This is a genomic window from Actinophytocola sp. (assembly GCF_036378875.1).
Lineage (GTDB): Bacteria > Actinomycetota > Actinomycetes > Mycobacteriales > Pseudonocardiaceae > Actinophytocola.
Window position 1 is genome coordinate 35,111 of record NZ_DASUVO010000002.1, and the last position, 23,597, is coordinate 58,707.

20 protein-coding genes are annotated in these 23,597 nt (G+C 70.8%); 8 read left to right on the plus strand and 12 right to left on the minus strand.

The window, feature by feature from the left end:
* Positions 1 to 60: 60 nt before the first annotated feature.
* From VF106_RS00260 to VF106_RS00270, 3 genes are read left to right on the plus strand one after another with little or no spacing between them, the layout of a single operon-like run.
* Entirely contained in the window at positions 61 to 1,632 is a 1,572-nt protein-coding gene (locus VF106_RS00260; protein ID WP_330837449.1) for an FAD-dependent monooxygenase, read from the plus strand.
* A complete protein-coding gene (locus VF106_RS00265) occupies positions 1,629 to 3,698 on the plus strand; it encodes an acetate--CoA ligase family protein (RefSeq protein WP_330837450.1) in 2,070 nt (689 codons plus the stop codon). Before VF106_RS00260 ends, VF106_RS00265 begins: the two co-directional genes overlap by 4 nt.
* The gene (locus VF106_RS00270; RefSeq protein ID WP_330837451.1) at positions 3,679 to 5,328 is read left to right on the plus strand and encodes a (2,3-dihydroxybenzoyl)adenylate synthase; all 1,650 of its coding nucleotides are present in this window, start codon (positions 3,679 to 3,681) and stop codon (positions 5,326 to 5,328) included. Before VF106_RS00265 ends, VF106_RS00270 begins: the two co-directional genes overlap by 20 nt.
* A 4-nt stretch (positions 5,329 to 5,332) precedes the next feature.
* Here VF106_RS00270 and VF106_RS00275 read toward each other — a convergent pair whose 3' ends face one another.
* From VF106_RS00275 to VF106_RS00285, 3 genes are all read right to left on the minus strand, one after another.
* Complete coding sequence (locus VF106_RS00275; protein ID WP_330837452.1) at positions 5,333 to 6,712, minus strand: MBL fold metallo-hydrolase; 1,380 nt, start codon at positions 6,710 to 6,712, stop codon at positions 5,333 to 5,335.
* 116 nt (positions 6,713 to 6,828) lie between these two features.
* Entirely contained in the window at positions 6,829 to 7,986 is a 1,158-nt protein-coding gene (locus VF106_RS00280; RefSeq protein ID WP_330837453.1) for a hypothetical protein, read from the minus strand.
* Entirely contained in the window at positions 7,983 to 8,501 is a 519-nt protein-coding gene (locus VF106_RS00285) for a SigE family RNA polymerase sigma factor (protein WP_330837454.1), read from the minus strand. The genes VF106_RS00280 and VF106_RS00285 overlap by 4 nt, the downstream gene beginning before the upstream one ends.
* 142 nt (positions 8,502 to 8,643) lie before the next feature.
* Here VF106_RS00285 and VF106_RS00290 point away from each other — a divergent pair, with 142 nt between their 5' ends.
* Both VF106_RS00290 and VF106_RS00295 read left to right on the plus strand, forming a co-directional pair.
* Positions 8,644 to 9,468 (plus strand): hypothetical protein, encoded by an 825-nt coding sequence (locus tag VF106_RS00290; protein ID WP_330837455.1) that lies wholly within the window; start codon positions 8,644 to 8,646, stop codon positions 9,466 to 9,468.
* On the plus strand, positions 9,455 to 10,336 hold the full coding sequence (locus VF106_RS00295; RefSeq protein ID WP_330837456.1) for a universal stress protein: 882 nt from the start codon (positions 9,455 to 9,457) through the stop codon (positions 10,334 to 10,336). The genes VF106_RS00290 and VF106_RS00295 overlap by 14 nt, the downstream gene beginning before the upstream one ends.
* 4 nt (positions 10,337 to 10,340) lie before the next feature.
* On the opposite strand, the gene VF106_RS00300 is transcribed toward VF106_RS00295, so the two are convergent.
* On the minus strand, positions 10,341 to 10,523 hold the full coding sequence (locus VF106_RS00300) for a DUF7455 domain-containing protein (protein WP_330837457.1): 183 nt from the start codon (positions 10,521 to 10,523) through the stop codon (positions 10,341 to 10,343).
* 119 nt (positions 10,524 to 10,642) lie between these two features.
* Positions 10,643 to 10,840 (minus strand): hypothetical protein, encoded by a 198-nt coding sequence (locus VF106_RS00305; protein ID WP_330837458.1) that lies wholly within the window; start codon positions 10,838 to 10,840, stop codon positions 10,643 to 10,645.
* Positions 10,841 to 11,067: 227 nt separating this feature from the next.
* On the opposite strand from VF106_RS00305, the gene VF106_RS00310 reads away from it, so the two are divergent.
* The 3 genes from VF106_RS00310 to VF106_RS00320 all read left to right on the plus strand — a co-directional run bounded on the left by VF106_RS00310 (position 11,068) and on the right by VF106_RS00320 (position 13,158).
* Positions 11,068 to 11,295, plus strand: coding sequence for a DUF397 domain-containing protein (locus VF106_RS00310; RefSeq protein ID WP_330837459.1), 228 nt, complete (start codon positions 11,068 to 11,070; stop codon positions 11,293 to 11,295).
* Positions 11,296 to 11,401: 106 nt separating this feature from the next.
* A complete protein-coding gene (relB, locus tag VF106_RS00315) occupies positions 11,402 to 12,259 on the plus strand; it encodes a type II toxin-antitoxin system RelB family anti-toxin (RefSeq protein ID WP_330837460.1) in 858 nt (285 codons plus the stop codon).
* Positions 12,260 to 12,285: 26 nt separating this feature from the next.
* Entirely contained in the window at positions 12,286 to 13,158 is an 873-nt protein-coding gene (locus tag VF106_RS00320; RefSeq protein ID WP_330837461.1) for an SAM-dependent methyltransferase, read from the plus strand.
* Between the two features lie 381 nt (positions 13,159 to 13,539).
* On the opposite strand, the gene VF106_RS00325 is transcribed toward VF106_RS00320, so the two are convergent.
* The 7 genes from VF106_RS00325 to VF106_RS00355 all read right to left on the minus strand — a co-directional run bounded on the left by VF106_RS00325 (position 13,540) and on the right by VF106_RS00355 (position 23,440).
* A complete protein-coding gene (locus VF106_RS00325) occupies positions 13,540 to 18,561 on the minus strand; it encodes an RHS repeat-associated core domain-containing protein (protein WP_330837462.1) in 5,022 nt (1,673 codons plus the stop codon).
* 47 nt (positions 18,562 to 18,608) lie between these two features.
* A complete protein-coding gene (locus VF106_RS00330) occupies positions 18,609 to 19,049 on the minus strand; it encodes a YbaB/EbfC family nucleoid-associated protein (RefSeq protein WP_330837608.1) in 441 nt (146 codons plus the stop codon).
* 59 nt (positions 19,050 to 19,108) lie between these two features.
* Positions 19,109 to 19,426: a type VII secretion target gene (locus VF106_RS00335; RefSeq protein WP_330837463.1), complete on the minus strand. Its 318-nt coding sequence runs from the start codon at positions 19,424 to 19,426 to the stop codon at positions 19,109 to 19,111.
* A gap of 2 nt (positions 19,427 to 19,428) precedes the next feature.
* Positions 19,429 to 21,744: a hypothetical protein gene (locus tag VF106_RS00340; RefSeq protein WP_330837464.1), complete on the minus strand. Its 2,316-nt coding sequence runs from the start codon at positions 21,742 to 21,744 to the stop codon at positions 19,429 to 19,431.
* Between the two features lie 3 nt (positions 21,745 to 21,747).
* A complete protein-coding gene (locus VF106_RS00345; protein ID WP_330837465.1) occupies positions 21,748 to 22,137 on the minus strand; it encodes a hypothetical protein in 390 nt (129 codons plus the stop codon).
* A 49-nt stretch (positions 22,138 to 22,186) separates the two neighbouring features.
* Positions 22,187 to 23,029: an ESX secretion-associated protein EspG gene (locus tag VF106_RS00350; RefSeq protein WP_330837466.1), complete on the minus strand. Its 843-nt coding sequence runs from the start codon at positions 23,027 to 23,029 to the stop codon at positions 22,187 to 22,189.
* A 141-nt stretch (positions 23,030 to 23,170) separates the two neighbouring features.
* Positions 23,171 to 23,440: a hypothetical protein gene (locus tag VF106_RS00355; protein WP_330837467.1), complete on the minus strand. Its 270-nt coding sequence runs from the start codon at positions 23,438 to 23,440 to the stop codon at positions 23,171 to 23,173.
* Positions 23,441 to 23,597 lie beyond the last annotated feature (157 nt).

Below are 23,597 nucleotides of genomic sequence, written 5' to 3' on the forward strand. Positions count from 1 at the left end.
TCGATAGTTCGTTGTAGCGTGTGAGTCCTGGGCAACGCCGTGACCAAAGGGATCCGAATCATGCGCATCGCCGTCGCGGGGGGTGGGCCGGGTGGGCTGTTCTTCGCCACCCTGATCCGCCGAGCCGATCCGTCGATCGAGGTCACCGTGTTCGAGCGGAACCGGGCCGACGACACGTTCGGGTTCGGGGTGGTGTTCTCCGACCGGACGCTGGAAGGCATCCACGAGGCCGACCCGGTGTTGCGCGAGGCGCTCGCCGAACACGGCCGTCACTGGGACGCCATCGAGGTGCGGCTCAAGGGGGAGCGGATCCGGTGCCACGGCAACGGCATGGCCGCGATCGTGCGGCGCACGCTGCTGGGGCTGATGCAGGCCCGGGCCCGGGACGTCGGCGCGCGGCTGCGGTTCTCCACCGAGGTGTCCTTCGACGACCTCGCCGACTACGACCTCGTCGTGGCCGCCGACGGCGCCGGTTCGAAGATCCGTGACCAGGTGGAGGCGGACCTCGGGACGCAGGTGGAGACCGCGACGGCGAAGTTCATCTGGTTCGGCACCGACTACCTGTTCGACGGGCTGACCTTCGTGCACGAGCACGGCCCGGACGGGGTGTTCGCGGTGCACGGCTACCCGATCTCCGACGAGCTGTCGACGTTCATCGTGGAGACCGACGAGCCGTCGTGGCGGCGTGCTGGGCTGGACGAGTTCGACCTGACCGTTCCCCCAGGCCCCAGCGACCTGAAGTCCAAGGCGTACCTGGAGAAGCTGTTCGCCGACCAGATCGACGGGAAACGGTTGGTGGGCAACAACTCCCGCTGGGGGAACTTCCGCACCCGCCGCACCCGCCGCTGGCACACCGGCACACACCGGCCGGTGGTGTTCCTCGGCGACGCCGTGCACACCGCGCACTTCTCGGTGGGCTCCGGCACGAAGATGGCCATGGAGGACGCGGTCGCGCTGTCCCGCGCGCTCGCCGCGAACGTGGCGGACCTGTCCGCCGCGTTGGCCGCCTACGAGGACGCGGCACAGCCGTCGGTGCGGAAGATCCAGGACTCGGCACGGCCCAGCCTGGCGTGGTGGGAACACTTCGGGCGCTACCACGACGAGTTCGAGCCGTGGCAGTTCGCCTACCACTTCCTGTCCCGGTCCATCACCGACGCCCGCCTCGCCAGGCGCGACCCGGAGTTCGTCGCCGCCAGCCACCGCGGCTGGGTCGACGCGCACGGCGCGGAGCCACTCGACACACCGTTCTCGCTGCGCGGCTGGTCCACACCCCACCGCCTGCTCACCGTGTCGGTCGACGCGTGGGGAGTGCCGGCCGCGGTACTCGGGCAGGAGCCGCTGCCGCTCGCCGAACAGCTCCGGTCCGGCGGCCCGTGGGGCGCGCTCGTCGCCGCGCCGGACGCCGAGGCCGACCTGCCCGCGGTCTTCGCCCAGCTGACCGAGATCGCCGCCACCGAACCGGTCCTCGTCGCCGTCCACGGCGGCACACCGCTCACCCGGACACTGGTCTGCGAGCAGGCCAGGACGCACGACCGGCTGCCGGTGTTGCTCGTCGACCCGGACGCGGACCGCGACCGGGCGCTGACCGCGGTGCTGTCCGGTCGCGCCGACCTCGTGGCGGTGCACCCATGACCGCCACACGCCAGCGTCGAGGCCTCGACGCGCTGTTCGCGCCGCGGGGGATCGCCGTGGTCGGCGCGTCCCGGAACTCCCGGAAGCTCGGCGCCGCCATGGCCCGGTCGCTGGGCGGGTTCGCCGAGCGGGGCGGGAACCTGGCGCTGGTCAACGGAAGCGACGACACGATGTACGGGTCCGTCGGCGCGGCCGCCGTGGACGGGCCCGTCGACCTGGCCATGATCTGCGTGCCCGCGGCTGCCTGTCCCTGGGTCCTGGCGGACGCCGCCAAGGCGGGGGTCGGCGCGGCAGTGATCTGTGGTGGCGGGTTCGGCGAGACGGGTGCGCCCGGCCTTCGGTACGAACAGGAGCTCGCGGCCGTCGTGGCCGAGACCGGCGTGCGGCTGCTCGGCCCCAACACCAGCGGTTTCCTCGCCCCGCACGCCGGCGTGACGGCCAGCTTCGTGCCGGGCGTCGCCGAGGTGCGGCCGGGCCGGGTCGCGGTGGTCGCGGCCAGCGGCGGGGTGAACCACGCGCTGGCGTTCCTGCTCGCCGAGGCCGGGCACGGGGTGAGCCTCGCCGTCGGGCTCGGCAACGCCGTCGACGTCTCCGCGCCGGACGTGCTCGACCACCTCGCCGACGACGCCGAGACCGGCGCGGTCGCACTGCACGTCGAGTCCGTCGCCGACGGGCCGCGTCTCGTGGCCGCCGTACGCCGGCTCACCGCGCGGACACCCGTGGTCGCCCTGGTGGTCGGCCGGCACGACATCGGCGCCTTCGCCGCGTCACACACCGGTGCGCTGGCCACCTCGTGGCGCATCACCCGTGCCGCGCTCGCCCAGGCCGGCGCCGTCGTGGTGGACGACGAACGCGAACTGGTCGACGCCGTGGGCGCGTTGGCCGTGACCCGGGCGCGGCCGGCCCGCGACGCCGGTGCCGGCGTGGTCACCGCCCAGGCGGGACCGGGTCTGCTCGTGCTCGACGACCTCCGCGGCCGCGGTGTCCGCGTCCCCGAGCTCCGTTCGTCTACACAGGACACGCTGGCCAGGTTGCTGCCGCCGCTGACCTTCCAGCGCAACCCGGTCGACACCGGTCGGCCCGGCCCCGAGCTTGGGCGGATTCTCCGTGCGGTCGCGACCGATCCCGAGGTCGACGTGCTCGCGGCGTACGCCCTCCACGAGCCGGCCGCGGTCGACCTGGTCGCGGCGGCAAAGGAAACCCGAACCCTCGACGTGCCGATGGTGTTCGGCGTCGGCGGCACCGGTGCGGACGTCGTGCGCGACCGTCGCGCCCTGCTCGACGCCGGCATCGCGGTCGCGACCGACCCGCGCGGAGTCGCCGCCGCGGTCGGCGCGCTGGTCGCGGACGCACGCGCCCGTGCGCGAACACACCGGCACGAACCGACGGGGCCCGTCCCGACCGGGATCATCGGCGCCTACGACGAGAACCAGGCCAAGCACCTGCTCGACCGGCTGGGCGTCACCACCCCCGCCCGCCGGGCCTGCGCGAGCCGAACGCAGGCACACGCGGCGCTCGCCGATCTCGGTGGTCCGGTCGCGGTGAAGGTCCTCGACGCCACGGTGCTGCACAAGACCGAGATCGGCGGCGTCCACCTCGGCATCACCACGCCCGCCGAGCTCGACGCCGCCGTGGACGCCATCGACGCCGACCGCTACCTGGTCGAGAAGATGGCTCCGTCCGGTGTGGACCTCGTGCTCGGCGCCCGCCGCGACCCCGTCTTCGGCCCGATCGTGCTGTTCGGCCTGGGTGGCACGACCGCGGAGGCGCTCGCCGACGTCACCGTCCGTCTGGCGCCGCTGTCGCCTGCCGAGGCCGAGGAGATGCCCGGGGAACTGGCCGGGCGCGCACTGCTCGACGGCTGGCGCGGCGGACCCGTGCTGGACACCGCGGCACTCGGGCGTATCGTCGCGATGCTCGGCGACCTGCTCGTCGCCAACCCCGCACTCGTCGAGATCGAGGTGAACCCGTTGCGGCTCACCACGACCGGCTTGATCGCGCTCGACGCGGTCCTCGTCACCCGACGCGTCCCCAGAGAGGCCAGCGATGCCCACCCCGATCAGTGACCACACGGTGCCCTGGCCCGAGCCGGTGGCCAAGTCCTATGTGGACAAGGGGTACTGGGCCGGTGTCCCGCTCGGCGACCTGCTCCGTGCCGTGGCGGACCGGCATGCCAGCGAGACCGCGCTGGTCGACCCGGCGGCCGGGATCCGGTTGACCCAGGCCGAACTCGCCGACCGCGCCGACTCCGCCGCCGCCCGCCTGCTCGACCTCGGCCTGGCTCCCGGCGACCGGATCGTCGTGCAACTCGGCAACTCCTGGGAGTTCGTCGTGCTGACCCTCGCCTGCCTGCGGGCGGGCATCGTGCCGGTGATGGCGCTGCCGGCGCACCGGCGCATGGAGCTTTCCTACCTGGCCACACACGCCGAGGCCACCGCGATCGCCGTCCCGGACCGGATGCGGGACTTCGACCATCAGCGGCTGGCACACGACCTCCGCGACGAGGTCGGCCCATGGCACGTCCTGGTCGCCGGCGAGGAGATCCTGCCCGGCAGCGTCGACCTGCGAACTCTCTGTGGCTCCGGCGGGGCGCGGACCTCCGTCCCTGTCGGGAGCCGGGACGTCGCCGTGTTCCTGCTGTCCGGCGGCACGACGGGCCTGCCCAAGCTCATCGCCCGCACCCACGACGACTACGCCTACAACGCCCGCCGCAGCGCCGAGGTCGCCGGCATGGACGCGGACACGGTCTACCTGGTCAACCTGCCAGCCGGCCACAACTTCCCCCTCGCCTGCCCGGGCATCCTCGGCACCCTGCTCTCCGGCGGCCGCGTCGTCCTGCTGCCGTCCCCGGAACCGGCCCGTGCGTTCGCCACCATCGCCGCCGAAGGCGTCACCCACACCGCGGTCGTGCCGGCCGTGGCGGGCCGGTGGCTCGACCACGCCGTCGAGCACGGCGCCTCGGCCCTCGCCTCCTTGCGGGTGCTGCAGGTTGGCGGCGCCCGGCTCGCCGACGAGCTCGCCCGCCGGATCGGGCCGGTGCTCGGCACCACGCTCCAACAGGTGTTCGGGATGGCCGAGGGCCTGCTGAACTACACGCGCCTCGACGATCCCGAGGAGATCATCTGCACGACCCAGGGGCGTCCCATGTGTCCGGACGACGAGGTCCGCCTCGTCGACGAGCTGGGCAACGACGTCCCCGATGGCGAGCTCGGCTCCCTGCTCACCCGCGGCCCGTACACACCGCGCGGCTACTACAAGGCCGCCGAGCAGAACGCCCGCGCCTTCACCGAGGACGGGTGGTACCGCTCCGGCGACATCTGCCGCCGCACCCCCGAGGGCAACCTCATCGTCGAGGGCCGCGACAAGGACATGATCAACCGCGGCGGCGAGAAGATCTCGGCGGAAGAGGTCGAGAACCTGGTCTACCAGCTCCCCGCCGTCGCCCAGGTCGCCGCGGTCGCGATGCCCGACCCCGAACTGGGGGAGCGCGTCTGCCTGTACGTGGTGCCCCGCCCCGGCACCACCGTCAACCTCGAGGAGATCCGCGACTCGATGGCCACCATGGGCGTGGCCCGCTTCAAGCTCCCCGAACACCTCGTCCTGGTCGACGAGCTGGCCACCACGAAGGTCGGCAAGATCGACAAGAAGGCCCTACGCGCCGACATCACTGGTCGTCTGACCGGAACACCTCGCTGAGCCCTCAGTTCGGCGACGTCACCGGGGTGCCGGTCGCGAGCGAGTGGCCCGTGGCCTGAGCCCAGTCGTCGGCGCTGCCGCGTAGGACGGCGAGGTCGTGGTGGCCGGCTCGTTCGAGCAGGCTCGCCGCGGACATCGCGCGTTCGCCGTGTGCGCACATCACCACCGTCGGTTCCGTCGGTAGCTTTCGTGCGTTGGCGGCGATCTCGCCGAGTTCCACGTGGCTGGCGCCGGGAAGGTGACCGGCCGCGAACTCCGCGGTCTGCCGGACATCCAGCACGCGCTCACCGTTGATCTCGTCGGCTCGCACCAGTCGGATGCTCGTGGTGGCGAACCCGGCCGCGGTCCACGCGTCGATCCCGCCCGCCAGTTCACCGGCCAGGTTCGAGTAGCCGATCTTGGCCGCCTGCCACGCGACCTCGCCCGGGTCCTGCGCGGTGCCCCGCAGGACGATCAGCGGCACGTCGTGCGGGGCGAGCCAGCCCAGCCACGACGCGAACGCCGGCCGCAGATGGATCGACATCGTGCCAGGCACGTGCGCGGCGGCGAACTCCGGCACCGGGCGGACGTCGACCAGACGTGCGCTGTCGGCCAGTAGTGCTCGTACCGCGTCCACGTCCAGGGAACGCAGGGCCGGGTCGGCGTCGAGCACGGCGGGACCGCGTCGGTTCAGCTCGGCCAGCCGCCCGAAGTACGACGGGAAGCTGCCAAGCGACCCGACCAGCTCGGCGACGAACTCGTCCTCGTTCCTCGCCCGCAGCAGGGAGTTGGTGGCCTTCTCCTCCCCGATGGTGCTGGTGCGTCGCGCACCCTGTGGCGCGGAGCAGAACGAGCCCGCGCCGTGCGTGGGCCACACCGCCACCTCGTCCGGCAGCGTGGCCAGCCGCCGCAGGGACGCGTACTGGCGGCGGGCCAGTTCCTCGGTGCGGTCCGGGGCGACGAGGTCCGTGCGGGCCGCCGCGCCGACGATCAGTGATCCGCCGGTGAACACGCCGACCGGGGCGCCGCCGTCGAGCAGCAGGAACGACAGGTGCTCGGACGTGTGGCCCGGTGTGGCCAGCGCGCGGAGGCGCAGACCGCCGAGATCCACCTCTTCCTCGTCGCGTAGCCCGGTGTGGGTGAACTCCCGCCCGCCGGCCGCCGAAGCGAGCACGCGGGTGCCCTCGGTCGCGGAGAGTTGCCGGGCGCCGGACACGAAGTCGGCGTGCAGGTGCGTGTCCGCCGCGAACGCCACCGCCAGCCCGCGCCGCCGCGCGGTGTCCGAGGCACTACGCAGGTCGAGGCTGACGTCGACCACGAGTGCCCGCCCGTCGCCCAGGTCCACCAGGTAGGCCGAGTTCCCCAGTCCTTCGTCGACCAGCGGAACGACATCCACCGCACTCATCGGACACCTCCTCGAGCCGTCCTACTCTATTCCACAGAGGACTGAAGAGGCATGCGCGACGGGGAGGTGCCCACCGCCGCCGGTGACCGGTGACGGTGGGCACTGGATGCGCTCGGTCAGCGCAGCGGTTGGTCGGTCCAGTCAGCCCGGTCCGGGTGGACGGTGACGTTGCGGTAGACGCCCAGGACGCCGTCCGGGCCCAACGGCGCCGCGCCGGCGGCCGTCTTGGCGTCGATGATGAGGTTGACCTGGAGGCCGGCGACGTCGAACACGTGCAGCCGGTCGGAGTACTCCGGCCTGCCGAGGTGATCTCCTTCGACGGTGTCGCGGCGGGCCGGGTGGTTGTCGACGGTCGTGTTGGGCCCGCGGCTCTCGGAATCGTCAGTGGCCGGGTGGACGGCCACGCTCAGGCCCGGTTCCTGGCCGTCGGTTCCGGCGTCGAGGTCGAGCGAGGCGTGCCACGGCCAGTTGGGTCCGCCTTCCTCGACCGCGCTGGCCGTCGGTCGCTGGTCGGCCGGGAGGTTGGTGACCTGGAACGGGAAGCGCAGTCGTTCGGTGCCGCCGACGGTCAGTTCGCTGGCGATGCGGTGCAGGACGGCACGCTGATCGCCGCTGAGCCGGGCGCTGAACAGCTCGGCCCAGGCGTCAGGGGCGTAGCGCCACTTCAGGATGGTCGTCTCCGGGTCGCCGGGCGCGCCGACCCAGTAGGCGGGGGCGCCGTTGACCGCGGGTGCGTCGGTGACCGGTCCGTAGTGCATGGTCTCCTTGCCGGCGGGGGTGGTCACCTCGAACGGCTTCTCGGTCTGGGGGACGACGCCGGCGGCGTAGAGCTGCACGCCGACGAACGCGGCGGGGAGAGCGGCGTTCGGGCCGTTGGCCGGGTCCGGGACGTACTTCTGGGCGTTCAGCGTGAACTGCTCGCCGGAGATGGAGGTGGACCGCCAGGTCAGCGTTTCCTGTTCGGGCAGCCAGCCGTACGAGGCGTACTGGACCAGTGGGTCGAACCGCTGAGGTGCGCTGGTCACCGGTGCGGCCGCGGTCAGCGTGGCCGGGGAGCCCGGCGAGTTCGTGTTTCCCGGCGACTGGCCGATGAGGGAGTACGTGACGCCGGCTGCCAGACCCACGACGAGGACCGACGCCGCGGCCGAGGTGACCGCTTGGACTCGCCGCCGGCGCTTGACCGTGGTCACCGCGTGTTGCACGTCGACCTGGGACGGTGGGGCCGGCGTGTGGGCAAGGTCGTCCAGAAGGGTGCGAACGTCCTGCTCGTTCATGAAGCGGTCCTCTCCCCGGCCGGTGTGGCCGGTGACGGGGTGTCGGCCAGCACGCGTCGCAACGCATCCAGGCCACGTGCGGTTTGGCTTTTGACGGTGCCCTGGGAACACCGCAGTACTTCGGCGACCTGCTCGACGGTCAGGTCGCAGTAGAAGCGCAGTACGAGCGTGGCTCGTTGCCGTGGCGGAACCTCGGCCAACGCGGCCCGTACCGCGATCCGTCCGGCGTGGTCCTCCACCCTGGCGGGGTACTCCGGCGGGTCGGCGGTCAGCCGAACCCGGGACCCCCACCGGCGCCGCTCGCTCAGGAACGAGCGGACCAGGACCGTGCGGGCGTAGCCGTCCAGGTTCTCCACCTGCGAGGCTCGCCGCCAGTGCCGGTACAGCTGGGTGATCGCGGTCTGTACCACGTCGTCCGCTCGGTGCCAGTCGTGCGTCAGCAGGAAGGCCACCTGACGCAGCCACGGCGTTCGCGCGGTCACGTAGTCGACGTAGTCGCGATCTCGATCACGCACATTCTCTCCTGTCCTCGATAGCTCCCAGCCCACTAATGCGCTGACCGGGCACGAGGTTGCATGTCTCTTTTGGCGGAGCTGGCGCCGAAGGTGCACGCTGGGGACATGGTCCGATCGGGACCGTACCGACAGGAGTCGTCCCATGAACGGGGGCGCTGTCATGACCGGCTGGACGTCGGGTGAGAAGCACCTGATCACCGCGGCCGCCGCCGTCGCGTCGTCGGACCGACCGTGGGTGCTGGAGTTCCACGACGAGTACCGGGTTTCACTGTACGAGCGCCTCGGCTGGACAGTGTCCCGTCACGATCCACTCGGTCGGGACCGGCTCATCTCCTGCGGCGCGGCGCTCGAACGCGTGCTGCTGGCCATCCGGATGCTCGGCTGGACGCCGGCGATGGAGCTGCGGCACGACCGCGAGCGCATGGACGAGGTCGCGCGGATCGCGGTCACCGGCCGACGCGAACCGTCCGGTGTGGACCTGCGCCGCCATGACGCGATCACCGTGCGGCGCGGCCATCGCGAGCCGTTCGCGGACCGGCCCGTCGAGAACGGACTCCGGCGGGAGCTGCTCGGCGCACACGGGGTCGACAGGGTGCGACTGCGTCCGGTCGAGCCGTCGGAGATCGAGGCGCTGGCCAGGGTGTTGAACCACACCGCGCTCACCCACCGCGCCTTCCAGCGTGACTTGGCCGGGTGGACCACACCGGATCGGCTGAGCCGGGAGTTCCTCCTGCTCGCCGAGACTCCCGACGACGGCAGGCTCGACCACGTTCGGGCCGGTATGGCCGCCGAGCTGACGTGGCTGGCCGCCGTGGCCGCCGGTCTCGTCGGCTCGGTGCTCACCCAACCGTTCCAACCGCACGAAGTTCGGACAGAGATCGCGGCGGCCCTGACGCTGGAGGGGAATCCACAGCTGCTGCTCCGATTCGGTCACCCCACGAGGAGAGACGACCATGGACACCAGTGAACGTCCCGTCCTGGTCGGTGTGGACGGATCGGCGTCCGCACTGCAGGCGACCAGCTGGGCGGCACGGGAGGCGCGCCGCCGCGCCGCGCCGCTTCGGCTCGTGCACGTCTACCACCTGACCCCCGTCCGGCACCCACGCAAGGTCACACCGCCGCCGGACTACCACGCCGCGGTCCTCGACCAGGGCCGGCACTGGTTGACCGAGGCCAGAGAGACCGCGCACCGCTCCGTGCCGGACCTGCCGGTGGAGACCGACCTGCACGCGGGTGTTCCCGCCGACGTGCTGATCACCGAGTCGCGGACCGCGCGTCTGGTGGTGCTCGGTTCCCGCGGGCTTGGCGGGTTCGCGGCACTGCTCGTCGGGTCCGTCGCCGTGGCGCTGTCCGCGCACGGGCACTGCCCGGTCGTCGTCGTCCGCTCGGCCGCCCCTGACGGCGGCCCGGTCGTGGTCGGCGACGACGGCTCCGAGCTGAGCGACGCCGCGCTGACGTTCGCCTTCGACGCCGCGGCCGCGCGTGGCGTCCCGCTGGTGGCCGTGCACACGTGGCTGGACGTGAACATGGCCGGCACGTGGACTCTGCTGCCGGACACGATCGACTGGGACTGGCTCCAGGCCCAGGAGCAGAAACGGCTCACCGAGCGCATCGCCCTGTGGAAGGACAGGTACCCCCAGGTCCACGTCCGGCCCGTCGTGGTGCGGGACTCGCCCGCGCACGCCCTGCTCGACTACGCCGCCAGCGCGCAACTGGTTGTCGTCGGCTCGCGCGGACGTGGCGTGTTCGCCGGCCTCGGTCTCGGCTCGGTGAGCCAGACCCTGCTACATCACGCCGAGTGTCCGGTCGCGGTGGCACGGACGGAACGGGTGTGAGCGCTCACCGTGCTTCGAACCGCCTCGTCAGCGGAAACAGCCGGGGGCGGTACTGGCGGAGGTGGGGATCGCAGAACACCAGCTGACCGCCGCTCCACAGCACGGCGCGCGTGGTGGCCTTGGACTCGCACAGGTCGCAGCGGTTGGCGGCGGTGAGCGGCGCGGTGGGCCCGTCGGTGGTGATCATGGCGACCCCTTGCTCCGGAGATCCTCGCTCAGGACTCTCCTCCTGAAGCGGTGCCCGGCCCATGGTCCTTGGCCACCGATGTTCGGGACCTTTGGCCCGGGTGACGCGGTGTGAGCGGTTCAGTCGGCCAGGACGCACGACTCGCAGGGCATGCCGGCGAACCGGGGCAGCCACTGCAGGTCACCAGAGGGCAACGGCGCACCGCAGCGTGCGGTGACCACCGGCAGGTGCAGGAGCTCGGGTGCCAGCGCGAACACGTGCACCACGCGATGGGACTCGCGTGCCGTCCCCGCCTTGAGCCGTCCGAGGACTATCACTGGATCGGAATAATCACCCTGGGGCGGGGTGGGATGGAGCGAAGCAGCTCTGGGTGACGCGGTCCTCGGCGCCGCGATCAGCGCACCGGATTCCGGTGCCTCGACATCGACCGACGTGAGCCCGACAATGTCCACTGCGTGCGTCACCTCCCCGACTTGATTTCAAGATTAATCTTGGTGCACGATTAATCTTGCTGTCAAGGACGATGTTGATCTAGGGGGGCGAGATGAGCGGCGACAACCCGGCCACGATCGGCCACGTCTTTCCCGACGACATGTGGGCGTCGGCGGCGTTCTGCGGTCCCAACGGGGGCAACTGTGTCGAGGTGAACCTCGCTGGTCGGGGAGTGGTCGGCGTGCGGGACAGCAAGCCGGTCGCCGGCCCGGTGCTCACCATCGGCGAGGTCGGCTGGCGCGCGTTCCTGGCCACGACGAGGTCCGGCGGGCCCCGGTGATTGTTCCGCGAGTGTTCTTCCGGCTGTGACCAGCGGAGTACGGTGCGTGCTACGGGTGCACTAGAGTGATCCACTCGTCGGTCCCAGGACGGAGAGCGGAGACCTTGTGTCCAGCACGGTGACGTCGCGGCGCAGGCAACTCGGCAACGAGATCCGTCGTGCGCGGCTGGCCGCCGGTATGACCCAGCAGGAGGTCGCCGAACTACTCGGCTGCGGGCAGGGAAAGATCAACAAGATCGAGGCGGGCGCCGTCTCGGTCAAGCAGTCCGACCTCAAGCAGATGCTGGATGCCTTCGGGGCCAGCAGAACGGAGGTCGACATGATGATGGAGCTGGCGCGCACCAGCGGACAGCGTGGCCAGTGGTCCGGGTACCGGTCCGCGGTGCCGCACTGGTTCCGCACGTTCACCGACCTCGAACCCGCGGCCTCGGAGATACTGAGCTGGCACGGCGAACGCATACCGGGGCCGTTGCAGTCCGAGCACTACATGCTCAAGCAGTTCAGCGAGGCCAGGGCGACCGATGTCACCGCGTTGGTGCGCAACCGACTGGAGCGCAAGCAGGTCTTCGACCTCAAACGGCCGCCGTACTACCGGTTCATCCTCGGTGAGGCCGCGTTCCGCCGGATGCCGGGCGGCCCGAACCCGTCGGTCGCGCTCGACCAGGTCGAGCACCTGCTCCGGCTGGAGGAGCGCTACGCGAGGACGTTCATCCACGTGCTGCCGTTCGACACGAGGCTGTCCTTCGTGCCCAACGACTTCACGATCATGAGGTTTTCCGACGCCACCAAGGACTTCGTGTTCGTCGAGCACGCGGCGGGCGGCGTCTACATCGAGGACGAGGGCGACTTCGAGCTGTTCGTCGACGCGTGGGACCGGCTGCGCGGCGCGGCACAGGAACGCCGGGAGACCGCGGAGTTCCTGGAGAAACTCGCCGAGGACCTCCGAACACAGATACAGGTGTGAGCATTCATGGCGGGAAGGACCAGGAATTGACCGACACCGAGCAGGACCCGTTCCCGCCCCAGGGAGTCGACCTCGAGCGCCCCAGCGTGGCCCGCGTATACGACTGGTACCTGGGCGGGACCGCGAACTGGGCCATCGACCGCGAGTTCGGCGAACGTGCACTGGCCATGTTCCCCCTGCTGCGCCCGATCGCGCTCGCCAACCGGATGTTCCTGCACCGGGTGGTGCGCCACCTCGTGGGCCTGGGGATCAGGCAGTTCGTGGACATCGGCTCCGGGGTCCCCACCATGGGCAACACCCACCAGGTGGCCGACGAGGTGGCCGGTGACTCCCGAGTGGTGTACGTCGACAACGAGCCGGTCGCGGTCGCCCACTCCCAGGTACTGCTGGACAAGCACGGCGACCCCGACCGCCACGCGGTGATCAACGCCGACCTGCGCAACCCGGACCGCCTGTGGCAACGGGTCATCGAGACCGGCGTGATCGACATGACCCAGCCGGTCGCGCTGCTGGTGATCGCCGTACTGCACGTGCAGCAACTGGACGCGGACGGCGTCGACATCGCCCACCGCGCCATGGCCCGGTACCGGGAGCTGCTCCCGGCCGGCTCCTACCTGGCCATCTCCCACGGCACCGCCGACGGCGTACCCGACGACATCGCCGAACAACTGGCCGAGCTCAAGCGCATGTACGACACGTCGAGCAGCCCCGTGATCTGGCGCCCCCGAGACGAGGTCCGCCAGTTCTTCGGCGACTACGAACTCCTGCCCCCGGGCATGGGCTGGTCCCCGTCCTGGCACCCGGAGGAGACGGGCCCCAACTCCCCGGTGATCGAGTTCGACCAGCCGAACCAGGCCGTCATCTGGACCGGAGTGGGCCGCAAACCGGAAACACGCTGAGGGCCCGGACGCCTCAGCGATGAAGGATGCTTCCTCTCGCCCACGGTGAGGTAGGCGTCCATCACCACATCGCCCGAAAAAGCCCACTGCTGCGAACGGTGTGGCTGTGCCACCGGCGCTGTCTCGAAAGACGCTTTCGGGTCGTTGAACGTCATGGGCGCGTCTTTCGAGACATCGGCGATGCCCCGAACGCGTCTTTCGGGACTCAGCGGATGCGTGCCGGGCGCGCAGCGCCCGACGCCGCGAAGTGTCTGACCAGGCCCACAACTCTCCCGCAAGGTGCGACATCCCGACAAGATCATCGGTCGATCCAGGATGCAGGATGCCTTCCTCACTCCCACGGTGAGGAAGGCATCCTGCATCGCACCCCCCGGGGTCCGGTCAGCGCCTGAAGTACTCGTCTGCCAGGTTCTGCTTGATGCGGTCCGCCATGCCCTGGTAGCGCGGGTCGTTGGTCAGTGCGTTGTCGATCTGGTTCAGTGCGGACTGGCTGTTCGCCTTCATCGGGTCGCTGTCGGGGAGCTTGTTGATGTCGGTCATGACGTCGTCGAAGCTGTGTTTGCCGGCCTGGCCGCCGGGGACGGACTGGTGCATGTAGTTGTCCCGCAGTGGACCGTCCAGTTTGTTCTCGTTGAGCAGCACGTTGTGGTACTCCAGAATGGACTGGTTGGTGTTCGCTCCGGTGTAGCCGTACTTCTCGTGCTGCTGGAGGTGCCCCATCTCGTGGAAGAGGGTCTTGTCGTCCGAGTTCGGCGTGAGGTTGATCGTGCCTGACTGGTGGTTGTAGGCACCGCCGCCCTGCATGTCCATGATGTCGTGGGCCTTGTTGTTGCCGAACTCTGGATCGCCGAGGATGTCGTTCTTCTGGAATCCCAGGAGTTCGCCGACCATCTTGTCCTTGTCGGCCTTCGACAGCCCGTTCGTCAGGCTGGGGTCGAGGTCGCTCACCGGCGTGTTCATCTTGATCTTGGGATCGTCGGGGATGGTCATGATCTTTGCCGGGCCGTCGATGCCGAGCTGCTGCTTGTAGTCGTCGACCTTCTGGTCGAACTCGGACTTGCCGCCCGCGTCGTTCCCGTCACCGTCGGGCTTGTCGCCGTCGGGCTTGTCGCCATCAGGCTTGTCACCGTCGGGGGTGTCGTTCTGCTTGCCTGACGAGCTACCCCCTTCGTTGCCGTCGGGCTTCGGTGCCGGCTCGGGCTTCGGCGCCGGTTCGGGGGTGGGGGGTCTCGGGTTGTTGTCCTGGACGTTCCCCGCGTCGTTGCCGCCGCCGGGTCGGCTCTCCGGTTCGTTCGAACCCTTCATGCAGCTCATGCACGGGCCCAGTCCGAGCGGGTCCGAGTCCAGTAGCGGGTTCGGCACGTAGGCCACCGGGTTCGGGGCCGGCGCGAGCCCGAGCGGATCCTGGCTGAGGTACCGCCCCGTACCCGGGTCGTAGTAACGGAAGACGTTGTAGTGCAACCCCGTCTCGTCGTCCGCGTACTGACCCGGGAAGCGCAGCGGCGTCGACGCCCCCGCGGCCCGGCCCGGCCGCACCCGACCCCACAGGGAGCTTGCGCCGTGCCACGCCACCGTGCCCGCCGTGTCGACCATGTCGACCGGGGTGCCGATCTGGTCGGTGAGGAACGAGAAGAACCGCACGCCTGCGCCGAGATGCTCGGTCTGGGAGACCGGACGCGTGGTGCCAGGATGGTGGTCCCACGTGAGCACGAGCCGCTGGCCGCGCTGGTCGGTGTACACCTGCTCGACCAGGAGCTGGCCGCTCCAGACGAACCGGACCTCCTCGGCCACCACCGAACCCATGAGGCGCTGCTTCGCGATCCGCCTGCCGAGCGGGTCGTAGCGGTACCGCCACACGGCGCCGTCCGGGGTGCGCACGCCGACGAGCCGGTCCAGCGAATCCCAGCTGTAGACCCAGGTCCGCTCGCCCGCGGCCGGGTCAGTCTCGTGGCGGCTGGTCAGCCTGCCCTGCTGGTCATAGGCGTACCGGACCGACCCGGCGACCCGCAGCGTGTTCCCGGCGTACTGACGGGGACCGGCGGCCGGACCCGTGGCCGGAGAGTGGGCGTGGACGATGTTGCCGGCCGGGTCGTAGCGGTAGTTCTCCCCGTCCTGGGCGGCGACGTCGGTCACCCGGCCCGCCGGGTCGAGCCGGAACCGGACCGGACCCGAGATCGCGTCGTCCACACCGGTCAACTGACCGTCCACATGGTACTGATAGCGGCGGTGCTGGACGACGTGGCCGGCGTGTGCCGTGACGGTCTGGGCGGTCAGCTGGTGCTCGGCGTCGAACGACTGTGTGAACACCGCGCCGTGGCCGGTGGTTCGCTCGATCTCCCGGCCTGCCCCGTCGTACCGGAAGCCCACGACATGCCCGGCGACAGCCAGTCGCGCCGGGTTTCCGTTGTCGTCGAAGGTCCAGGTGCTGTCCACACCGGACGGTGTGTGTCGCCGCAGGACGTTCGCCTCGTAGGTGTAGGTGACCGCGCGCCCGTCGACCGACTCCCGGACGACCCGGCCGGCCGCGTCCCGCTCGATCTCCAGCACGGACTCCGCCTCGCTGGCACGGACCAGCATCCCGGCCGGATCGTAGGCGTAGGTCGTGACGCCGTTCGGTGTCCTTCGCTCGACCACGTTGCCGAGCACGTCGTAGGCGTAGGTGGTGACCTCGCCAAGCCCGTTGGCCGCACGCACGAGCTGACCGGCGGCGTCGTAGCCGAACCGCAACACGCGCCCGTCGAAGTCGGTCTCCTCGACGAGCCGGCCCGCGGCGTCGTAGGAGTATCGCCACGACAGCCCGGCCGGGTTGGTGACGCGGGTCAGGCGCAGTTCCGTGTCGTACTCGTAGGTCGTGCGCGCGCCGGCGGGGTCGACGCTCGCCACCGGCAGGTCGAAGGGACCGTACTCGTAGCGGGTCCGCCGGTCCGGTGCGCTGGTGTGCTCGACCGGGTTTCCCTCGGCGTCGTAACGCCATTCCTCGCGCCGGCCCGACGGGCCGACCCGGTTCGCCGGCCGCCCTTCCACGGTCCAGCCGAGACTCGTGCGACCGCCGGCAGCGTCGGTCACCACGCGCGGACGGCCGAACAGGTCACGCTCGCCCGGCTCGCTGGCCGTGCCGGGTGCCGAGCCCCACTGCCGCTCGTGCTGGAACGTCGTGGCAACCCCGACGCGGTCGGTGAAGACGTCCGGGACGCTGCCCGCGGGATAGACGCGTTGCCAGCTCCGATCGCCACTCGCCACGGCGACCGACAGTGCGCCGTCGTGGTGCCGGTCCACCCGCACCCGGCTCCCGTCCGGCCGGACGATCGTCGCCAGTGCACCGTCCGATGTGTACTCGAAGGTCGTGGTGCGGCCCAGTGGGTCGGTGCGGGAGAGCAGGCGGTCGTAGCGGTCCCATTGCGACACCGTGGTGTTGCCGAGCGGGTCGACCTCACGAACGACCTGGTTCGCCTCGTTCAGGTGGAACTCGGTGGTGTTGCCGAGTGAGTCGGTGTGGGTGGTGATCCGCCGCTCGCGGTCGTAGGTGAAGGCGCCGTCGTGGAAGCCCTGGTCGCCGACGGTGCGCACGCACCGGCCCTCGGTGTCGTAGATGTAGCGGTACCAGTGGCCGGTACGGTCCTGCCAGCCGGTCATCCGCCCGTCGGGGTCGTAGTCGAAGACCTGCGGGACGCCGGAGGAGTCGATCACCTGGGTCAGCCGGCCCTGCTGGTCATAACCGAACCGAGTGACCAACACCCCGAAGTCCCGTTGCGGGTCGACGACCCGCAACGCCGTGACCCGGCCGGCGTCGGTGCGCAACTCCACGCGGTAGCCCGCGGAGTGGCGCATCAGGTGCGGCGCGCCGAGCCCGTCGTAGTCGATGTCGACGCGGTCGCCGCCACGGTCGCTGATGGTCAGCAGCGGGAGCACGGCACGGCCCCGGCCCGCCAGCCGACCGAAGCGCAGGTCCCGGCCACGCTTGACGTCGGTGAGCGTGTACGTGCCGTCCTGCGCCATCATCAGCGGCCACCGCGGACCCTCGACCGGCAGCACGGGGACGCCGGACTCGGCCCTCGGGTAGACCAGGACCATGCCGTCCGGCGAGAAGTAGCAGACGTCCTCGTCGTCGAGCTCCAGCCTCTGGTCCATAGTGGACGTCCAGGATGGACCGAACCAGAGACCCGCCCGGTAGGAGGAGATGTGCAGACGCTCCAGCGTCAGCGGCGAGGGCAGCTCGAGGTCAACCTGGTCCAGGATCACGCGTCCGCCGGCGACGTCCACCGGGTCGGACTTGCAGGTGAGGTCGTCCTTTCCGACGGCGCCGTCCCGCGGCGGGTTGGGCTTGTTCGGCGAACCGCCCGGGCCGCTCCCGCCGCCAGGCTTGCCGCCGCCGCCCGGGGAACCGCCGCCCGGCCCCGCCGAACCGCCAGGTGTGTCGCCGGAGCCGGGTTTGGGCTCTGGCTTGGGATCTGGTGTCGGCGTTGGCTTGGTGTCCGGTGTGTTGCCCGCGCCCGACGGGCTCGTGTCACCCGGCTTGGGCTCTGGTTTGGGTTCCGGCTTCGGGTCCGGTTTCGCACCGGACGGTGAGGTGTCGCCGCCCTTGGGATTCGGCGGGTCGATCGACTTCGGTGTGTCGCCGGGGCCTGACTTGGGCGGGGTGTCCGGCGTGGTCTTCTTGATGTTCTTCAACGCCTTGGCCGCGTCGTCGAACAGGTCGCCGGCCTTCTTCAGCAGCGGCACCAGCTGCTTGAGCGCCTGCACCGTCCGCTTGATCAGGTTGGCGATCTCCGCGGCGACCTCGGCGACCTTGGCGATCACCTTCGGCACGACCCACGTCAGGCCGATCCCCAGCGTGAACACGACCTGCAGCGCCCAGCTGATGAGGCTGCCGACAAGCTCGGCGATGATGTCGCGGACCAGGCTGCGCACGGCGGCGACGACCTCACCGGCGGTCTTGATCCCGCTGGACGCGCCCTCAGCGCCCTTCTGGGCGGCGGTGATGAGGTTGACGGTGTCGGTGGTGCGCTGCCGGTAGGTGTCCGCCGCCGCGCCCTGCCAGCCGGCCGTGTCACTCGTCGCCATGCCGGTCAGGTCCTCGCCGACCGCACCCAGCTCGGTGGCGACGTTCTTCCAGGTCTCGGAGTGCGCCTTGATCTCGGCCGGGTCGCCGGCGAGCCCGTCGAGTGCCTCCTTGAGCGGTCCGACGTGCTCGATCAGCCAGCCGACACCGTTGGCGAGGATCGCGGCGAACGGATCCAGCGCCATGCCGAGCACCTCGAGCGCGGTGCCGACCGAGCCGAGCGCCACAGACGCCCAGTCGCCCTTCTCGATGGCCTCCTTGAGGTCGAACGCGGCCTCCACCAGCGGCATGCCGCTGTAGGCCTTGGTCTCGTCCTCGGCCTCAGCCACCAACGGGTTCGCCATGGTTCGTCCTTACGCGTTCTCGTCGTGACGGATGGCCGTCAAGGGGTTCACCACGGTGAGTTGTCCTCGTCGTCGGCCGCGGCGGGCTTACCGGCTGGTGGCGGCGGGGGTGGCGTCTCCTCTTCCTCCTCGGCCTCGTCCTCCTGCCGGGGGAACCGGGACCGCAGGTTGCCGAGCAGCTCCGCCCTGGTCTGCTGGTCCTCGTCGCCGAGCTGTGCGGTCATCACCTCGCTCACCCGGTCGGCGATGCCCGCCTGCGCGCGCCGCATGGTGTCCAGGATCTGCGCGGCGAGGTCCTCGGGCGGCATCGTGCGGACCTTGTTGTTCAGTTCCAGCCCGGTGACGTTGCCGTCCGCGCCGACGGTCACGCGCACGACGCCGTTCGCGCTCGACGCGGTCAGCCGGAGCCGCTCGGTCTGCTGCTGGGCCGCCTGGTAGCGCCGCGCCTTGTCGGCGAATCCCTGCGCCCACCGGTCGATGCCCGCCATCACCTCGTCCGGGTCACGTGAGGTTCCGAACGCCGTCACGTCAGTCTCCTGTGGTCGTCTCAGGCGAGCGCGTCGCGCGTCTGCTTGAACTTGCTCGCTTTGGCCTCGTCGTGGTCCTGGTACGTGGTGGCCGTGGCACGCACGTTCTCCGAGGTGGTCCGCACCCCTTCCGCGGCGGCGTCGATCGCGGCCATCGCCTTCTGCTCCATGGGGTTCACGAACGGCGGCACGAACTGGCAGATCAACCCGTAGGCGCTGTCGGACATGCTGACCGTCTTGGCCGCGTCCGCGGCCGTGTTCAACCGGTCCACCAGGCCGTCCAGGTGGCTGGCGTGCGCGACCAGGTCCTCGGGAACGACCTCGAACGCAGAGGACATACCTACTTCCAATCCTGTTTGTTCGCCCAGTCACCGATCACCGGCGGGTGCACCACGGCGTCCGGCGCGAAGAGCTCCGAGTCGCCTTCGAGGTACTCCGCGACCTTGTACTCCTTCTCCTCGTCGCGCTGGCTGCCGGCGCCGCCCATGCCACCCATGGGCATCCCGGCCCCGGACGCGCCCCGGGCACCCGCGCTGCCCTGCGCACCGGGCCTGGCGACCGGCTCCTCGCCCACCATGCCGGCGCCCATCGACGCACCATTGCCGACCGGACCCCAGCGACCGGCGGCCGCGCCGGCCCCACCGCCTCCGGGCACACCGCCGCCACCCATGCCACCGCCGGGCATGCCGCCGCCCGTCGGGCCGAAGCCGCGCGAACCCGCGCCGCCCATGGAACCGCCCGACGACGTGCTGCCACCCGGTATGTCGGGCACCCCGCCCGGGCCGAACCGGCCACCGCCCGGCACGTTGCTCCCGCCGGGTACGCCAGGTATACGACCACCGCCCGGCGTGTTGCCGCCGCCGGGAATGTCAGGAATGCGGCCGCCACCGGGCACGTTGCCGCCGGGTACCCGCCCGCCCAGTGAGCCGCCGCCGATCTGGCTCCCACTGGGCAGGTTCGGCACGGTCGGCCGGGTCGTCGGCATCCTGGCGGTCCGCTCGCCGCCTCCGGCCGCGGGGTTCGGGAACGTCGGCGGCACGAAGCTCGGCCCTCCACCGGGGCCGGACCCGCTGGGGATGGTGGTGCCGCGGGGAATGTCCGGCACGGTCGGCGTGAAGCCGGACGCGCCGGTCGAACCGCCCCCGCCCACGCCGTTGACACCTGAGGGGGAGGTGTCGGGCAGCGCGAACGGAGGCGGTTCGGGTACCGAGGACCGGGCGCCGCCGGAAAACCCTGGCGTGCCAGGGATGTCGGGGACGCGCCCGGCCTGGAACCCGCCGGGCGCCTGGGCGGCGGCGGGAATGTCCGGAATGGAACCGGGGAAGGCTTGGCCGCCGGGCACTCCGGCGCTGCCGGGGATCCCGGGAATGGAACCGCCTCCCGGGAAGCCTTGACCACCCGGGACTCCTGTCGTGCCGGGTATGCCGGGCACGGAACCGCCCCCGGGTACCCCTTGGCCGCCCGGGATCCCGGTGGCAGGTATGTCGGGAACGGAACCAGCCCCGGGTATCCCTTGCCCGCCCGGGACTCCGGCGGCGGGTATGTCGGGAACGGAACCGCCGCCGGGGAAGCCTTGCCCGCCGGGGCCTCCGGCCGTGCGGGGTAGTTGCGGCACGGAACCGCCGCCTGGACTTCCAGCAGTGGCAGGAATCCCCGGAGCGGCGTCCTGCCTCGCCGGGTCCGTGCCGGCGTCGGAACCGTCCATTCGGGTGGGTCGTTGCGGCAGCGTGGCCTGGCCTTCCGTGCCCTGCACCGGGCGCGAGGCGCTGGCCATCTTCGTGGCGCGGGCGAGGGTGGGCGGAGCGGTGAACTTCGGGGTCGTCGCGGCGCCGGCGATCGTCTCGTCGAACCGGGTCATCACCTGGGCGGCCTGGTCGCGCGCGGCCCGCTGCTGGTGGTAGGTCCGCATCTCCACCGCGAACTGCATGGCGTACTGGACCGGGTTGGTGATCTGTGCGAGCCGTGCGTTGGCCTCCGCCGAGGAGAACGGCACCGGCGGGTTGGCCGCCATCGCCTTCTGTGTCTCGTTGAGCGTCTGTGAGTGGATCTCCTGCTGGCGGCCGGTGAGCACGGCCCCGTTCGCCGTGCCGCCCAGCCACTTCGCCACTTCGGCCAGGTGGGTCCTGGCCGCGTCGCCGGCGTCGCCCTCCCAGTTGGACAGGCTGTCGTTGATGGCCGCGCCGAACGCTTTCTGGTGTTCGGCCAGCTCGTTCCCCAGCCGCACCCATTCCTCGCTGGTCACCGCGACGGCCGCGGAGTCCGCGTTGCTGCTGATGATCTCGACCATCTGCTCGTGGGACGCGTTCTCCCACATCGTCCTCGGCGCCTCACCGGGGGAGCGCAGGTCCATCCCGTCGACGAGCCCTTCCCGTTCCGCCTCGACACGATCCGTGTACGTCGACTGGACGAGACCGTCCTTCACCGGTTCGAACACCTCGCCGAGCCAGCCGCCCGGGACGGGCAACGCCTCGTCGATCGTCGCGGTCACCTCTTCGCGGATCTGGTCGCCGGACTTGTGGTCGTCGGTGACCGGTCCAACGTAGAACGGCGACGACGAGTCCGAGGTGACGTCGTAGTGCGGGCTGTCCGGGTCGTAGTCCGGACTGTCCGGATCGGACACCGACCGGGTCTTCTCGAGTGCGTCGGCCTGTGCCATCGGTCATGCCTCCGTGGTGTCGAGCCGGTCCCGGAGCCCGGTGAACTCCTGGCTGCTCGCGGTTTCCGCCTCCCGGTAGGTGCGCTTCGCGAGCTCGATCGCCTCGACGTAGGTGGGGAACTCCGTGCGGGCCGCGTTGAGCTGGGTGAGCAGGCCGTCCGCGTCCGCGGCCGTGTCCACCATGTGCTGGGCGACCCAGCGTGCCGCGGGTGTCTCGCTCATCGGCGGGGTCTCCTGGAGTTTCACCAACTCCGACCAGCGGGACTCGAGAGCCTCGATCGCCGCCTCCAGGGCCTCGATCATGCGGTTCCCGGTGTTGTCGTCGATCGCGAAACCGCCGCTGGTCGCGAGCTCCTTGAGCCTTCTGCCGGACAGGGCTGACAGGGCTGGCATGGCGGGCGCCATCGATCGCCGAAGTGTTGGTTCAGTCACCGCTCTGTCCTTAGTAGACGCTGGAGATCAGGTGCTGGACGGCTTCCTGGAGCTCCGCAGGCCCCGCCGCCGTGAACGTGGCGACCGTCGAGCCGTTCGGTTCGGTCGAGGTCCGCACCAGGTACCGCCCGCGCTCGGTGTCGACCCAGCCGAGCGGCGGCGCGGAACGGCGTTCGCCGTTGCGTCGCAGTCCCGTCGCGGCCAGGAAGCCGCCGCCGAGCCGCTGGCCAGCCATGATCTCGCCGAGCTGCTCGGCATCGCCGCGCCGGCCGGGCCTGCGTGCCGGTTCGGCGTCGAGCGTGCCGATGACATCGAGGTTGCCGAACGCGTCGGTCTCCTCCGCCTCGGCGTCCTCCTCCGCCCGCCGCCGCGCGGCCATCGCGGACATGGTGGGAGCGGCACGGTGCTCGACGGTGAGCTCGCCCTTCGGCGCGGCCGGCACCCTCGGAAGGAACGCGGAGACCTCGAAGTCCAGGTCCTCGTCGGAGAACAGGCAGAAGCGCAGAGTGTCCTCTTTGGGCGACTGGACGACGCGGAGCGCCTGCGAGCCGTCGGACATCGCCAGCAGCGCGATGTCCTCACCGCGCTCGTCGCGGCCACTGACCGACACCGACACCTGGTGCTCACCGAACAGCGCCAGCGCCGTGCGCACCGACGGGTGCAGCCGGCCGGCCGCCGCCAGCCCACGCCGCGTCAACTCCTGGTCGACCCGCAACGCGAGCTTGGCGAACCGCACCGGGTCGACGGTGCTGTTCCGGATCCGCAGTGGAAACCGACGCACGTCGGCACGCACCGCCCGACCGACGATGGTCGCCTCGACACTACCCAGCGTGAACTCGAACCGGTCCGTCATGCTCTGGATGTCACCCCCTGTGCCTGCCCGCCATCGTGCCCAGGGACGCAGGCCCAGGTGTGCATTACACGGAGTGTTTGCCCAAATACCCCTCGAACCTTGCCCCAGATTCCCCCGGATGCCCTATTGCCATACCGGGGGTCAGGCGGCGTGGGGCTCGGCCTCGGCGAGCGCGTTCTCACCGGCCGGGGTCAGGCCGGCGGTGGTCCACTGACCGATCGCGACGTTCGCCGTCGGCTCGATGAGTCCGGAGTGGAACAGCAGGCGGGCCGTGGCCTGGTCACAGCAGAGCAGCGAGTCGATGCGCAGGTCCGGTTCACAACTGCAGGTCAGCTCGGCACGACCGGCGGCGACCGCCCGGAGCATGGAGATCGCGCGGTGGGACAGCTCGCTGGTTCCGGCGTTCGACATCACGCGTCTCCTCGTCGCTTCGTGTCCGACTAGCGGATGACAAGAAGCTTCGAGGGCGGCGAGTGAATGACGGGGGCTTCCCGGTTGCAGGCTGGTTGTAGTGCCCCACAACCCACCCCGCGCGGGCCCGGAGGCGTCGGGCCCGCGCGGAGGTCCT

Excerpts from the sequence above, each read along its gene's own strand:
- VF106_RS00290 (WP_330837455.1), top strand. The coding sequence starts at position 8,644 with ATGAACGGGGGCGCTGTCATGACCGGCTGGACGTCGGGTGAGAAGCAC.
- VF106_RS00295 (WP_330837456.1), top strand. The coding sequence starts at position 9,455 with ATGGACACCAGTGAACGTCCCGTCCTGGTCGGTGTGGACGGATCGGCG.
- VF106_RS00275 (WP_330837452.1), bottom strand. The coding sequence starts at position 6,712 with ATGAGTGCGGTGGATGTCGTTCCGCTGGTCGACGAAGGACTGGGGAAC.
- VF106_RS00350 (WP_330837466.1), bottom strand. The coding sequence starts at position 23,029 with ATGACGGACCGGTTCGAGTTCACGCTGGGTAGTGTCGAGGCGACCATC.
- VF106_RS00340 (WP_330837464.1), bottom strand. The coding sequence starts at position 21,744 with ATGGCACAGGCCGACGCACTCGAGAAGACCCGGTCGGTGTCCGATCCG.
- VF106_RS00330 (WP_330837608.1), bottom strand. The coding sequence starts at position 19,049 with ATGGCGGGCATCGACCGGTGGGCGCAGGGATTCGCCGACAAGGCGCGG.
- VF106_RS00280 (WP_330837453.1), bottom strand. The coding sequence starts at position 7,986 with ATGAACGAGCAGGACGTTCGCACCCTTCTGGACGACCTTGCCCACACG.
- VF106_RS00260 (WP_330837449.1), top strand. The coding sequence starts at position 61 with ATGCGCATCGCCGTCGCGGGGGGTGGGCCGGGTGGGCTGTTCTTCGCC.
- VF106_RS00310 (WP_330837459.1), top strand. The coding sequence starts at position 11,068 with ATGAGCGGCGACAACCCGGCCACGATCGGCCACGTCTTTCCCGACGAC.
- VF106_RS00335 (WP_330837463.1), bottom strand. The coding sequence starts at position 19,426 with ATGTCCTCTGCGTTCGAGGTCGTTCCCGAGGACCTGGTCGCGCACGCC.
- VF106_RS00265 (WP_330837450.1), top strand. The coding sequence starts at position 1,629 with ATGACCGCCACACGCCAGCGTCGAGGCCTCGACGCGCTGTTCGCGCCG.
- VF106_RS00355 (WP_330837467.1), bottom strand. The coding sequence starts at position 23,440 with ATGTCGAACGCCGGAACCAGCGAGCTGTCCCACCGCGCGATCTCCATG.
- VF106_RS00345 (WP_330837465.1), bottom strand. The coding sequence starts at position 22,137 with ATGCCAGCCCTGTCAGCCCTGTCCGGCAGAAGGCTCAAGGAGCTCGCG.
- VF106_RS00270 (WP_330837451.1), top strand. The coding sequence starts at position 3,679 with ATGCCCACCCCGATCAGTGACCACACGGTGCCCTGGCCCGAGCCGGTG.
- VF106_RS00325 (WP_330837462.1), bottom strand. The coding sequence starts at position 18,561 with ATGGCGAACCCGTTGGTGGCTGAGGCCGAGGACGAGACCAAGGCCTAC.
- VF106_RS00300 (WP_330837457.1), bottom strand. The coding sequence starts at position 10,523 with ATGATCACCACCGACGGGCCCACCGCGCCGCTCACCGCCGCCAACCGC.